Below are 12,724 nucleotides of genomic sequence, written 5' to 3' on the forward strand. Positions count from 1 at the left end.
GCGCGTACCGCGCCTCGGCCTCTGCCCGGGCGCGTCGCGTTTCGCTTGGATTTTGGTGACTGGCCGGCGCCGCACCGGCTACGTGGGGCCAGCCGCCGAGGCGGCCGGCCATTTCGGTTGCCGTCAGGCAGCCTTCTGCTTCGGCTGGATCAGGCCGCGCGCGACCAGCAGCTCGGCGATCTGCACGGCGTTGAGGGCCGCGCCCTTGCGCAGATTATCGGAGACGATCCACATGGCCAGGCCGTTCTCGACCGTGCCGTCCTCGCGGATGCGCGAGATGTAGGTCGCGTCCTCGCCGGCCGTTTCGACCGGGGTGGCGTAGCCGCCGTCTTCGCGCTTGTCGATGACCAGGCAGCCGGGCGCCTCGCGCAGGATGTCGCGCGCCTCGTCGGCGGTGATCGGGTCCTCGAACTCGATGTTGACGGCTTCGGAGTGGCCGATGAACACCGGCACGCGCACGGCGGTGGCCGTCAGCTTGATCTTGGGGTCGAGCATCTTCTTGGTCTCGGCCACCATCTTCCACTCTTCCTTGGTGTAACCGTCCTCCATGAAGACGTCGATGTGCGGAATGACGTTGAAGGCGATGCGCTTGGTGAACTTCTTGGCCTCGACCGGATCGGCGACGAAGACGGCGCGCGTCTGGGTGAACAGCTCGTCCATGCCTTCCTTGCCGGCGCCCGACACCGATTGGTAGGTCGAGACGACGACGCGCTTGATCCTGGCCTTGTCGTGCAGCGGCTTCAGCGCCACCACCATCTGGGCGGTCGAGCAGTTGGGGTTGGCGATGATGTTCTTCCTGGTGAAGCCGGCGATGGCGTCGGGGTTCACTTCCGGCACGATCAGCGGCACTTCGGCGTCGTAGCGCCAGGCCGAGGAGTTGTCGATGACGACGCAGCCCTGCTTGCCGATCTTGGGCGACCATTCCTTGGAGATGTTGCCGCCGGCCGACATCAGGCAGATGTCGGTGTCGGAGAAGTCGTAGGTGTCGAGCGCCTTCACCTTCAGCGTCTTGTCGCCATAGGACACTTCGGTGCCCTGGCTGCGGCGCGAGGCGAGCGGAACCACCTCGCTGGCGGGGAAGCCGCGTTCCTCGAGGATATTGAGCATTTCGCGGCCCACATTGCCCGTGGCGCCGACGATCGCAACCTTGAAACCCATCAGATCACTCCTGTCCCTCTCCGCTCGCTTCTGGAGAAAACCCGCCGGCCGTTGCGGGCTTCACCCCCGGGCCAGACCCGGGAGAGGGTGAGCAGGCCAAGGGAAATCACACCGTTTTGGTGGTGGTGGTTTTGGCCATGGTTTTGGTCGAAAGCAGGGAAACGGCTCCGCGCCCGGCACGATTTCCGTCGTGGCCGGGGAAATCGAATGCGAAAAGCGCCATCAAGAGGCCGCGCATCGGAGGGGTTCCCTGTTCGCCGCCGCTTTTATCGGGTTTCGGAAAAGAGTCAATCGCGGCAAGGCCCGTTCACTCCTTGGACTTGCGAGGATCGCCGACATTGCCCATCCTGCGCAAATCACTTGCTGGATGGGGGCGTCGATGCGAGGGGAAGTTCTGCACTACGACGAGGCCGAGGGCTTCGGCTTCATCACCGGGGTCGACGGCAACCGCTATGCCTTCGCCCGCGAGGACATGCGCCAGGCCGCCACGATGGGCAAGGGCACCCAGGTGGAGTTCACGCCGTCCGGCGGGCAAGCCCGCGATGTCTTCGCCATCCATGCGCCGACCGCGCGCACGGCAGCCCCCATTCCCCAAGCGGGGCGTTCGGTGCCGCAGTTCGGCCGCCGCGGCGTGGCGGAGAGCCAGCCGGAACAGCCATCCTACGCACCGGCTCGCGCGCCGAGCGACGCGTCAACCTACACGGGTGCGTCCGCCACCGGGGAAGCGACCGGGCTGTGGTCCTATTTCTGGCGGGCGATCACGACGAACTACGTCAATTTCGGTGGCCGCGCGCGCCGCAAGGAATATTGGGCCTTCGTGCTGTTCACCATCCTTGGCGGATTGACGATCGGCGCGCTCAGCGGCATCGTCGCCGCCGTCTCCGGCCAGGGCCGCGACAGCATCCCGATGGTGACCCTCGTGCTGGTCGGAGTCTTCTGCCTGGCGATCATCCTGCCCAGCATCGCGGTCACGGTCCGCCGGATCCACGATCTCGGCCTGTCCGGCTGGTTCTATCTGCTGATCCTGGTGCCCTATGTCGGCGGGCTCATCCTTTTCGTCTTCACCCTGATCCCGTCGCAGAAGCATGAGAACAGGTGGGGGCCGGTGCCTAAGGGCGTGAAGATCCCCGTGCCCTACGTTCCGGCCGGCTGAGCAATCCCGTCAGCACAAAGAAAAGCGGCGCCCGGTGAGGCGCCGCTTTCACGTGTTCTCGTTCGCCCGGCTATCAGGCGAAGAACTTGGCCAGGATGGCGTCGCCCATCTGGGTGGTGCCGACCTCGGTCTTGCCTTCCGACATGATGTCCCTGGTACGCAGGCCGTCGTCGAGGACCGCGGCGATCGCGGCCTCGAGGCGGTCGGCCTCGGCCACCATGTTGAACGAATAGCGCAGGCACATGGCAAACGAGGCGATCATGGCGATCGGGTTGGCGATGCCTTGGCCTGCGATATCGGGGGCCGAGCCGTGCACCGGCTCGTAGAGCGCCTTGCGCTTGCCGGTCACCGCATCGGGCGCGCCGAGCGAAGCCGACGGCAGCATGCCGAGCGATCCCGTCAGCATCGCCGCCACGTCCGACAGCATGTCGCCGAACAGGTTGTCGGTGACGATGACGTCGAACTGCTTGGGCCAGCGCACCAGCTGCATGCCGCCGGCGTCGGCCAGCATGTGGTCGAGCTTGACGTCCGAATACTTGGCCTTGTGGGTTGCGGTCACCACCTCGTTCCACAAGACGCCCGACTTCATGACGTTGCGCTTTTCCATCGACGTCACGTGGTTCTTGCGCGTGCGTGCGAGTTCGAAGGCAACGCCCGAGATGCGCTCGATCTCGAAGGTGTCGTAGACCTGCGTGTCGATGCCGCGCTTCTGGCCGTTGCCGAGGTCGATGATCTGCTTGGGCTCGCCGAAATAGACGCCGCCGGTCAGCTCGCGCACGATCAGGATGTCGAGGCCCTCGACCACCTCCTGCTTCAGCGACGACGAGGCGGCCAGCGCCGGATAGCAGATCGCCGGACGCAGGTTGGCGAACAGCTCCATATCCTTGCGCAGGCGCAGCAGGCCGGCTTCCGGGCGCACTTCATAGGGGACCGCGTCCCACTTCGGGCCGCCGACGGCGCCGAACAGCACGGCGTCCGCAGCCATCGCCTTGGCCATGTCGGCGTCGGAGATCGCCAGGCCGTGCGCGTCGTAGGCCGAGCCGCCGACGAGACCTTCCTCGATGAGGAAGCCGCTGCCGAGCTTCTCGTTCATGGCGGCGATCAGCTTGCGGACCTCCGCCATGGCCTCGGGGCCGATGCCGTCGCCGGGCAGGAGAAGAAGATTGCGCGTCGCCATGGGAAACCTTTCCGAAAGATGCGTGAACCGCGGCCTTGCTAGCCTTGCAAGGGCGCCGGTGCAAGCGGGAAAGGCGCGGATTGCTTGAATTGGCGGGCCCTTGCAGCTACGTTTTGCTGGTCCAGGCACATGGGTGCATCATGCGCATGACCATCCAGATCGATGACGACTTGATGATGAAAGCGATGAACGCGACTGGCGAGTCGACAAAGAAGGCGACGGTGGAAACCGCTCTGCGGACGGTGGTCACCATAGCTGGGCAGAAGGCTGCTCTCGAAGAGTTGCGCGGCATGGGTTGGGAAGGTGATCTTGGCGTCATGCGCAACGACTGGGCGCCGGATGCCGACTGGGCACTCGACGGCGAGAAGTAGCCTTAGCGAGACGCCGCTGTCGCTACCCGATCTCCAGCAACAGCGCTCGATGGTCGGAGACCTCCGGCTCGGCTACCAGCTCGAAGCTGCGCACCGCGACATTGCCGCTGACCAGCATGTAGTCGGCGAAGCGCGGCGTCTTTCGGTAGAAGGACGTCCGCGTGTCGGTGAAGCCGCGGGACGTCACCAGTTCCGCCAGCCCGATGTCGCGCAGCGCTGCAAGCATACGGCTGCCGGGCAGCACGTTGAAGTCGCCGCAGACGACCAGCCCGTCGCCGTCTTGGCGCAACGTGCCGATCATCTCGATCAGCATTTTCGTCTGCGCATCGCGCGCGGGCGTGTCGCCCTTGCCGTCGAGTTCGCGCAGGCCGTGGAGATGGACGACAAGAGTCGTTCGCCCCGTGGCGTAGTCGTGCAGTCTCACCGCGTGGGCATTGCGCGAGCGCGGGTGCTGGCCAAATCCATCTGCCGAAAAGCCGCCGTGGATGAAGTCCTGTACCTGCCCGATGATCGGGATCGAGCGTCGGACGAAGGTGGCCAGCCCCCATTCGGACGGGATCGCCCGGTCGCCGTCATGGAGAGGACCGCGGGCGGCTGGACAGAAGAAGGCCTGGTGCCCGGGCAGGGCGTTCGCCACTTCGCCGAAAAGGTTCGCCCGTTGCGGCAGCTCGCCGCCGTCGCGATAGATGAGCCATGGCACCGTCGCCTCGGGCGTGCGGGTCGCCTCCTGCAGGCAGAGCACGTCGGGATCGGCGGCGCCGACATAGCTGACCAGTTCCTCGCCGAGCCTGCCGCCCCAGCCGTTCAGCGATAGGATGCGCAAGCGATCCCCCCTGGTGGTTACCCGCGCTTCAGCGCCGTCACCTCGATCTCGATCTTCATCTCGGGCTTGTTGAGCTGGCAGACGATCATCGTCGCCGCGGGGCGGATGTCCCCAAAGGTCTCGCCGAGGATCGGGAACACCAGGTCCACATGGGCCTGGTCGGTGATGTAGTAGTGCGCCCGCACCACGTCGGCCATGTCGAAGCCGCCGTCGGCAAGCGCCTTGGCGATGGTCGCCAGGCAGTTGCGCGTCTGCGCCTCCACGCTCTCGGGCATGGTCATGGTGTCATAGTCGTAGCCGGTGGTGCCCGAGACGAAGCACCAGTCGCCCTGCACGACGGCGCGCGAATAGCCGGCGGTCTTCTCGAAGGGCGAACCGGTGGAGATCAGCTTGCGCATGGCGTCCGCCTCACTGCGAGACCAGGGCCTTGGTCATGGCGTCCTTCACGTCGCCCGGCCATTCGGCCAACGCCGGCCAGGTCCTGGGCTCCGGCGTCTCGCCCGCCTGGGCGAAATAGAGCTTCTTGCCGGCGGCATCGACGCCGATGAAGGCGTCGGCGCTGCCGCAGGCGTGCGGCACGCAGCCGCTGGCGAAGAGCACGCCCGAAGCCGTCTTCTCCGGCTCGCCGGCGACCGACAGCCCAAGCGCCACCTGCTCGAGCTGGTCGCCGAGCAGCGCGGTGGCCGCCGCATAGAGTTCGGCATTGGCGAAGAAGTCGGCCGGATAGGTGATCTTGTCGGGCGAAATGTCGGCCCAGGTAGTGCCGGGCTGCGGCGTGAAGCCCAGCTCGCCCGCGACCTTGAGGCCGTCCTGCGGCGACCAGCTGCGCACCGGTGCCTTCGATCCCGGCCTGAGATAGGGCACGAAATAGAGCGTATCGCTGGTGGCGGCCGCCGGCGGGGTGCCGCATTCGTCGGCGCCGACGATGGTCGACTGGATGCCCGCCGCCGTTTTCCAGGCAAGCACCGTTGCGGGGCCGCAGGCATTGCCGCCGTCACCGACGTCGAAGATGGCGACCTTGGTCCCGTTGAGGTCCACGGTACGCTCGTAATAGGCGACGTAGTTGCGGGCGAGCTCCTTGCCGTCATAGGCGAGGATCTTGTCGAGGTCCTCGGTCTCGTTGATGGTGAAGGTGCCGCCTTCGAAGGGGATCTCCACCGGCTCGTCCGACTGGGCCAGTGCCTGTACCGACAGGCTGCCCGCCAGCGCGATCGAGGCAAGGAGGGTGGACGGCTTCATGCGACGCTCCCGAAATCCAATGTGACGTCCGGAGCGGCCGTAGTTGCGCTCCGAATCCCGGAGCGCGACAATGCCATGGCGCCATTGCGGTGTCAGCCGTTCCGCATTGCGCCAAATCGGCCTTTGTGGCTTGCCAGCATCACGGAATCGCGAGCGTCACTCGCTCCCCCGAAACGAAGAAAGCCCCGTTCGGATGGAACGGGGCTTCCAGGCATATTCAAATGCAAGCGGGCGATCAGGCCCAGGGGCGGCTTTCGCCGACCTTCTTCTCGTAGCTGTCGATCGAGCCGGCCTTCTCCATCGTCAGGCCGATGTCGTCGAGGCCGTTGAGCAGGCAGTGGCGACGGAAGTCGTCGAGGTCGAACTTGACCACGCCGCCGTCGGGGCCACGGATTTCCTTGGCTTCGAGGTCGACCGAGATGGTGGCGTTGGCGCCGCGCTCGGCATCGTCCATCAGCTTGTCCAGGTCTTCCGGGCTGACGGTGATCGGCAGGATGCCGTTCTTGAAGCAGTTGTTGTAGAAGATGTCGGCGAACGACGTCGAGATCACGCAGCGGATGCCGAAGTCGAGCAGCGCCCAGGGCGCATGCTCGCGCGACGAGCCGCAGCCGAAATTGTCGCCGGCGACGAGGATCTCGGCCTTGCGGTAGGCCGGCTTGTTGAGCACGAAGTCCGGGTTCTCCGAACCGTCCTCGTTGTAGCGCATCTCGGCGAAAAGCCCGGTGCCAAGCCCAGTGCGCTTGATCGTCTTGAGATAATCCTTGGGGATGATCATGTCGGTGTCGACGTTGACGATCGGCAGGGGGGCGGCGACGCCCGTGAGCTTGGTGAATTTTTCCATGGCTTTTTGCCCGTCTGGCTGTTGCGGGGATTTTGGCTTGCCCCGCTTTACACAAGCTTGGCCGGGAATCAAAGCGTTTAGACGCTGCGGAAGCCGGGGGTGCGCCGTCGATGCTGCGGCGCTTCGCAGTCGATCGACCGGCGCTCGTGGCCCTGCAGGGCCGTTCGCCATAGAATGGATGCTCCGGGCGATGGGGAGGCGGGATGGAATCGTTGACGAAGACGCAGATTGTCAGGCTCGCGCTGCTCGCCGGTGGGGTGGGGCTGCTCGCCGGCGCTGCCGCGGCGGCGATGCTCTGGCTGATGCAGCGCGTCAGCTCGCTTGTCTGGGCAGTCAGTGATGCCCGCTGGTACATTCTTCTCGCGGCGATCGCGGGCGGAGCGCTGATCGGCCTCACGCGGATGATGGGGGCGACCGACGGTGTCGACGAGCAGCTCGCGGCCCTGCGCGACCCGGCGCATATCCATCGACGCAACGCCCTCTATGTCGGCATGGCGGCGGTGGTCGCCGTCGCGTTCGGCGGCGCGGTCGGACCCGAGGCCGGATTGCTGGCGGTCGTGGCGGAACTGACCTCCGCCATTGCGATCTTCCTTGGCCGGAGCCATGCCGATATGCGGGTCATTGGCGAAGCCGGCGCCGCCGGAGCGCTTTCCGGTTTCTATGGCTCGCCGCTCGGCGGCGCGGCCTATGCCGACGACAAGCCCGAGGCGCCGCGCGCCATGCTGCTGCTCGCCGGACTTTGCGGGCTGCTCGGGTTCCTGCTGGCGGCGCGGCTGCTGCTGTCGGGTGGCTTCCATCGCATCGAGCTGCCGGCGTACTCCCCGCCGGGAGATGGAAGCGATCTCGTCCTGGCCGTCGTCCCCGCGCTGCTCGGCGCCACGGTGGGCGTGCTGTTCCTCTTTGCCCTGCCGGCGGCAAAGGGGCTGGTCCGGCGCGTGTTGCCGTCGGCTTTCTGGCAGCCCGTCGCCGGCGGCGTGGCCTTCGGCCTGCTGGCTGCGATGCTGCCCTTGCTCCGATTTTCCGGCCATGGCGAGATTGCCGGCATGCTCGAATGGGCGGCCACTGCCGGCATGGCGGCGTTGCTGCTGCTGGGCGCGCTCAAGGTTATGGCCGCGGTGCTCTGCCTGTCGACGGGATGGCTGGGCGGGGCGATCTTTCCGCTGATCTTCGCGGGCGCTGCCGCAGGGGCGTCGGTGCTTGCCGTCGCACCCGGCATCGCACCGGCGGTGGCGATCGCCGCCGGCATGAGCGCCGCCGCCACGGCCGGGCTGGGCCGGCCGATCGCTGCGGTGCTGATCATGCTGTTCGCGGTCGATGGCTCGCTGTTCGGCCCGATCTGCGTCGGGGCGCTGTGCGGCTATGCCGGCAGCCTGCTCGCGCCAAAGCAGGAACACTAGTTGCCGAAGGTGGCCTCGAGGGCCGCCGTCGTGACGGCGGCCCGTGCCGGTCAGGCGCGTGCGAGCGCCATCACGCCGGTCTCGGTGCCGGTCAGGCGCCGCGAGCGGCCGTCGGCGCCCACCACCATCTGGATGCGCCGGCGTTCCGACGAGAACAGTTTCGAGGTCGACACGTCCACCGGCGGGTTGAAGGTTATGGTGACGCGCCAGAGATCCGGCTTGATCGTCTCTTCGAGGCCGATGACGCGGCCCCTGGCCGGGTTGCCGTTGAAGGTGCCTGCGACGGTCTCGCCGACGCCGAAGGGTACGGCCCCCTTGGGCTCGTCGGCCTTCGCTGTTACCGGACGCGCCGCAAGCGTGTTCCAGTCGCGGGCGCCGTTCTGCTTGGCGACCAGCTCGAGGGCCTTGGCGTGGCTGATGTCGAAACCCTCGGCGGCGAGCGCGTCGCGCAGCCTGCGGGCATTGGTCTTGTAGTCGGTCGGGGTCTGACCGTTGGTCATGGTTTCGCTCCTTCGCGATTGGCGAACGGCGTCTTTCGAAATCGGGAGCCCGCATTGCCGCTTCGGCCGTCGCATCGACAGGGAAACGAGATTTTCGAGGGAAGCTTCACCGTGCCTTGCGGCTGCGGGCGGCAGGGGCTTCCCGCCCTTGACCGCGCTCAGATAGGGAGAAGCCGACGCAACGTCAATGGCTTGGTCGCCCATTGCATCGGCTGCGCCAAGCACTACCTTGAGCCTTGCGCGGACGATGCGGGAGAATTGGATGCCGAATCTTGCGAAAAGCTCTCTGCTTGCCGCTGCCGTTCTGCTAGGCGGCATGGCGCAGGCGTTCGCAGGCGGCCTGGTGGGCCAGCCCGACCGTGACACGCTGATCCGCGAAGGCCGCTTCGACGAGCTGCAGATCCTCGAGAACCGCGAACGGCGCATCGAATTCCAGCAACGGCAGCAGCGGCTGCGCGAGGTCGACCGCCAGACGGCCAACCAGCCGACCCCGAGGCCGGACGTGCCGGTGGTCCGGCCGGGCTGCCGGATCGATGTCTTCGGCAGCAATTTTCTCCGCGCCTGCCGCTGAAGTTTTCTCCCCGGCCGCGCGAGGACCCGCCCGAGGCGCGGGATCGTGGCGGATAGTGGTGCTCTACTCGGCCGCCACCCGTTCTGCCAGCACGTCGTCGAGCCGGTCGTAGCCGGCGGCTACGCCATCGGCCATGCCAACCTGGATTGCGCCGTCGCGGACCTTTTCCGAGCTGTAGAGAACCGTCATTACCGAGGTGGTGCGGCCGTCCCTTTCGGTCAGCACCAGCGTCACATGTGCCTCGCCGTCGGTCCAGTCCATGTCGAAGAGCTCGGTGCTGGCGAGCCTCTCGGGCCTGACGATCTCGCGATATGTGCCGGTCATGCCCATGTCGCGGCCGTCGACGTGCTGCCAGACGAAGCGGTAGTTCCCGCCGACGCGCAGGTCGATGTCGCAGACCGAAAAACGCCAGCCGTCCGGCCCGGTCATCCAGCGCTTCAGCAACGCCGGAATCGTCCAGCAGTCGAAGACCAGGTCGCGCGGCGCGTCGAAGACGCGCGTCATGGCGATCTCGCGCGGGCTCGGTGTCGTCACTTCCAGTCGGTGCGTCATCGTCCTCTCCTCGTGTCGCTTTTCGGCTCAGGCCTTGCCCTTGTGCGCCTGCAATTCGGCAAGCAGGGTATCGAGCCGCCTGTAGTTGCCTTCCCAGACCTTGCGGTATTCCTCCATCCAGCCCACGGCCTCGGCGAGCGCCGCGCCCTCGATGCGGCAGGGCCGGCGCTGGGCGTCGCGGCCACGCGAGATCAGGCCGGCGCGTTCCAGCACCTTGAGGTGCTTGGAGATCGCCGGCTGGCTCATGTCGAAGGGCTCGGCCAGCTCCATCACCGTCGCCTCGCCCCCGATCAGCTTGGCGAGGATCGCCCGGCGCGTCGGGTCGGCAAGCGCCGCAAAGGTGGCGTCGAGGCGTTCGGACAGCGTCATCTCATGAACTCGCTTTTGATAACTATTTGGTTATATAAAAGATCGGCTGCGTTGTCCAGACGGTCGCTGGGGCTTCTCCAGGGCGCGGCAAGGAAAGGCCCTCCCCGTCGGGGGGAGGGCCTGCGGCGGGCAGGCGGGCAGAGCCCTTGCGGGCGCGCTATGCCGCCTTTCGGGCGTGCCGGGCCTTGAGGTTCTGGTTCAGGCGGAAGAAGTTCTTCGGATCGTACTTCTGCTTGACCTCGATCAGCCGCGCATAGTTGACGCCATAGGCGGCCTCCACCCGGTCCGCTTCGTCCGACGGCATGAAGTTGACATAGGCGGTGCCGATCGCCTGCGGCTTGGTCGCCTCGTAGATGCCGCGCGCCCAGGCGATGCAGGCGTCGTCCATCGCCGCCTCGCGCCAGCGCGCATGCACGTTCATGACATAGTGCGAGCTGCGCTGCGGGAAGGCCGTCGCCTCGGTGGCGACCTGCCCGGCGACGCCGCCGACATGGCCGATGAACACTTCGCATTCCGGTCCGGGCAGGTTTCGGATCGCCTGGTCGAGCGCATCGATGGTCTCGTCGGCCAGTTCGATGAAGTCGTGGCTCTTCCAGTAGTTGCGGGCGCCCGGCGCAAGCAGCGGGTCGAAGGCCGCCTGCCATCCGACGAAGGGGTTCGGTCCGACCACGTCGACGATCGGCTTGCCGATGCCGCGCAGGCGGGCCGTCGCCTGTTCGCCCGCCGCCATCTCGCCGCACCAGCACATGGCCAGCACCAGCACCTCCTTGCCGTGCCAGTCGGCCGGCAGGAACGGCAGCGGCGGGGCGCGGCGCGCAACCGTCCAGCAGGTCAGCTCGTCGGGGGCGTCCTCGAGCGCGGCCCGGTATCCTTCGAGCACCGCCTTGGCGTCGTCGAACGGGTGCACGACGAGGCCCGAAAGCACCTGCGGCCCGAGCTTGTGCAGCTTGAACTCGAAGGCGGTCACCACGCCGAAATTGCCGCCGCCGCCGCGGATGGCCCAGAACAGGTCCGGATGCTCGGCGGTGCTCGCCCGCACCAGCTCGCCGTCGGCGGTCACCACGTCGGCGGAAAGCAGGTTGTCGATGGTGAGCCCGAGCTTGCGCGCCGTCCAGCCGAAGCCGCCGCCGAGCGTCAGGCCGGCTATGCCGGTGGTCGAGTTGATGCCGGTCGGCACCACCAGCCCGAAGGCCTGAGTCTCCTTGTCGACGTCGGCCAGGATCGCGCCCGGCTCCACCCAGGCCCTGCGGGCTACTCGGTCGACGCGCACCGATTTCATCCTGGTGAGGTCGATCATCAGCCCGCCGTCGCAGACGGCGTTGCCGGCGATGTTGTGGCCGCCGCCGCGCACGGCGACGAGCAGATTGTTCTCACGCGCGAAATTGATGGCGGCGATGACGTCGCCCGCGCCGGCGCAGCGCACGATCAGGCCGGGCCGGCGGTCGATCATGGCGTTCCAGATGGCGCGCGCCTCGTCGTAGCCGGGATCGCCGGCATTGAGCACGTCGCCGCGCAGGCTGGCGGCGAAGGCATCGAGCACAGGCGCGCTGAGCATCGCCATGCCTCCGTCCAGCGTGGTCAGGCTGAGGTCGTTCATGGGGCTTCCTCCGTTGAGAGAAATGCCTCCTCGTCCCGCATGGCGGCGGATTGTGCGCCTCGCCCGCCGCCGCGACAAGCCAGACGGCGGCGTTATGGCCGAATTTGATGAGCCGGGGCCTTTGACGGCACGCCGCCGGGCCCGTTCATGGCCCGAATGCCTACACCACCGCCCGCCGGTAGAGGTGCCAGGTCGCGTGCCCGAGCACCGGCAGCACCACCAGGAGCCCGAGAAACAGGGGTGCGCAGGCGGCGAGCACCGCCACCGTCACGACGAGGCCCCAGCCCAGCATCACCAGCGGGCTCGCCAGCACCGTGCGGATCGAAGTCAGCATGGCGGTGACGAAGTCGACCTCGCGGTCGAGCAGCATGGGGATCGAGATCACGGTGATCGAAAACAGCACCAGGGCAAGGGCCGCGCCCTCGATGTGACCGACCGCCAGGAACACCCAGCCCTCGTTGGTGGTGAGCACCACGTCGGCGAAGCGGTCGAGCGTGGCATAGGACATGCGGCCGAGGATCAGCGCCATCAGCAGCCTGATCTGGTACATCCATACCCAGAACACGAACAGCATCGTGAAGGCCATCCACGACACCTCGCGCCGGCGCTGGGCCCAGATGACCTGCCACACCTCCCGGACGGTCGGCATCCGTCCCGCCTCCAGCCCGCGGCTCACCTCGTAGAGGCCGACGGCGGCGAAGGGGCCGACCAGCGGAAAGCCGATGGCGAAGGGATAGATCAGCCATGGCTCGTGCAGCACCAGGAGCGAGGTGGTGATCGCCAGGCCGATCACCACGAACACGGCGGCGATAGCGAGGCCGATTGTCGGCCGCCGCGCAAAGTCCGCGGCACCCTCGGCCAGGCTGTCGCGGATGTCGGCCATCGTCAGCGCCCGCACCTCGGGCAGTGCCCCCGGCCGCCTGGCATTGCCGCTGCCCATGTCGACCATCGCTTCCTCCCTCGCTCGGTCCGCCAA

General features: G+C 67.0%; 16 protein-coding genes. 4 read left to right on the forward strand and 12 right to left on the reverse strand.

Annotation, left to right across the window (positions count from 1 at the left end; all coding sequences use genetic code 11):
- Nucleotides 1-123: 123 nt before the first annotated feature.
- Nucleotides 124-1,158, reverse strand: a complete 1,035-nt coding sequence (locus tag J2X50_RS08140; protein WP_429093802.1) for an aspartate-semialdehyde dehydrogenase — start codon at nt 1,156-1,158, stop codon at nt 124-126.
- A gap of 106 nt (nt 1,159-1,264) precedes the next feature.
- Nucleotides 1,265-1,396 carry a hypothetical protein gene (locus J2X50_RS08145; RefSeq protein WP_347967184.1) on the reverse strand — a complete coding sequence of 44 codons (132 nt, stop codon included), beginning with the start codon at nt 1,394-1,396 and terminating at the stop codon, nt 1,265-1,267.
- A 141-nt stretch (nt 1,397-1,537) separates the two neighbouring features.
- Between J2X50_RS08145 and J2X50_RS08150 the strand changes: the two genes are divergently transcribed.
- On the forward strand, nt 1,538-2,311 hold the full coding sequence (locus J2X50_RS08150; RefSeq protein ID WP_429093804.1) for a DUF805 domain-containing protein: 774 nt from the start codon (nt 1,538-1,540) through the stop codon (nt 2,309-2,311).
- Nucleotides 2,312-2,384: 73 nt separating this feature from the next.
- On the opposite strand, the gene leuB is transcribed toward J2X50_RS08150, so the two are convergent.
- A complete protein-coding gene (leuB, locus tag J2X50_RS08155) occupies nt 2,385-3,488 on the reverse strand; it encodes a 3-isopropylmalate dehydrogenase (RefSeq protein WP_429093806.1) in 1,104 nt (367 codons plus the stop codon).
- A 146-nt stretch (nt 3,489-3,634) separates the two neighbouring features.
- Here leuB and J2X50_RS08160 point away from each other — a divergent pair, with 146 nt between their 5' ends.
- Nucleotides 3,635-3,859, forward strand: a complete 225-nt coding sequence (locus tag J2X50_RS08160) for a type II toxin-antitoxin system VapB family antitoxin (protein WP_429093807.1) — start codon at nt 3,635-3,637, stop codon at nt 3,857-3,859.
- Between the two features lie 22 nt (nt 3,860-3,881).
- Here J2X50_RS08160 and J2X50_RS08165 read toward each other — a convergent pair whose 3' ends face one another.
- From J2X50_RS08165 to leuD, 4 genes are all read right to left on the reverse strand, one after another.
- On the reverse strand, nt 3,882-4,682 hold the full coding sequence (locus tag J2X50_RS08165; RefSeq protein WP_429093809.1) for an endonuclease/exonuclease/phosphatase family protein: 801 nt from the start codon (nt 4,680-4,682) through the stop codon (nt 3,882-3,884).
- A 17-nt stretch (nt 4,683-4,699) separates the two neighbouring features.
- Nucleotides 4,700-5,080, reverse strand: a complete 381-nt coding sequence (locus J2X50_RS08170) for a RidA family protein (RefSeq protein ID WP_429093811.1) — start codon at nt 5,078-5,080, stop codon at nt 4,700-4,702.
- A gap of 10 nt (nt 5,081-5,090) precedes the next feature.
- Entirely contained in the window at nt 5,091-5,921 is an 831-nt protein-coding gene (locus J2X50_RS08175; protein ID WP_429093813.1) for a hypothetical protein, read from the reverse strand.
- Nucleotides 5,922-6,156: 235 nt separating this feature from the next.
- Nucleotides 6,157-6,762 (reverse strand): 3-isopropylmalate dehydratase small subunit, encoded by a 606-nt coding sequence (gene leuD, locus J2X50_RS08180; protein ID WP_429093815.1) that lies wholly within the window; start codon nt 6,760-6,762, stop codon nt 6,157-6,159.
- A 203-nt stretch (nt 6,763-6,965) separates the two neighbouring features.
- On the opposite strand from leuD, the gene J2X50_RS08185 reads away from it, so the two are divergent.
- Nucleotides 6,966-8,159: a chloride channel protein gene (locus J2X50_RS08185; protein WP_429093816.1), complete on the forward strand. Its 1,194-nt coding sequence runs from the start codon at nt 6,966-6,968 to the stop codon at nt 8,157-8,159.
- 50 nt (nt 8,160-8,209) lie between these two features.
- On the opposite strand, the gene J2X50_RS08190 is transcribed toward J2X50_RS08185, so the two are convergent.
- Nucleotides 8,210-8,659 (reverse strand): glyoxalase superfamily protein, encoded by a 450-nt coding sequence (locus J2X50_RS08190; RefSeq protein ID WP_429093818.1) that lies wholly within the window; start codon nt 8,657-8,659, stop codon nt 8,210-8,212.
- Between the two features lie 262 nt (nt 8,660-8,921).
- Between J2X50_RS08190 and J2X50_RS08195 the strand changes: the two genes are divergently transcribed.
- Nucleotides 8,922-9,230: a hypothetical protein gene (locus J2X50_RS08195; RefSeq protein WP_347967174.1), complete on the forward strand. Its 309-nt coding sequence runs from the start codon at nt 8,922-8,924 to the stop codon at nt 9,228-9,230.
- Nucleotides 9,231-9,293: 63 nt separating this feature from the next.
- Here J2X50_RS08195 and J2X50_RS08200 read toward each other — a convergent pair whose 3' ends face one another.
- From J2X50_RS08200 to J2X50_RS08215, 4 genes are all read right to left on the reverse strand, one after another.
- Nucleotides 9,294-9,782 carry an SRPBCC family protein gene (locus tag J2X50_RS08200; protein WP_429093820.1) on the reverse strand — a complete coding sequence of 163 codons (489 nt, stop codon included), beginning with the start codon at nt 9,780-9,782 and terminating at the stop codon, nt 9,294-9,296.
- Between the two features lie 27 nt (nt 9,783-9,809).
- Nucleotides 9,810-10,151: an ArsR/SmtB family transcription factor gene (locus J2X50_RS08205; protein ID WP_429093822.1), complete on the reverse strand. Its 342-nt coding sequence runs from the start codon at nt 10,149-10,151 to the stop codon at nt 9,810-9,812.
- A 157-nt stretch (nt 10,152-10,308) separates the two neighbouring features.
- Nucleotides 10,309-11,748 carry an FAD-binding oxidoreductase gene (locus J2X50_RS08210; protein ID WP_429093824.1) on the reverse strand — a complete coding sequence of 480 codons (1,440 nt, stop codon included), beginning with the start codon at nt 11,746-11,748 and terminating at the stop codon, nt 10,309-10,311.
- A 160-nt stretch (nt 11,749-11,908) separates the two neighbouring features.
- On the reverse strand, nt 11,909-12,697 hold the full coding sequence (locus tag J2X50_RS08215) for a DUF2189 domain-containing protein (RefSeq protein ID WP_429093826.1): 789 nt from the start codon (nt 12,695-12,697) through the stop codon (nt 11,909-11,911).
- Nucleotides 12,698-12,724: the final 27 nt, after the last annotated feature.

The organism is Aminobacter sp. BE322 (assembly GCF_050433525.1).
Lineage (GTDB): Bacteria > Pseudomonadota > Alphaproteobacteria > Rhizobiales > Rhizobiaceae > Aminobacter.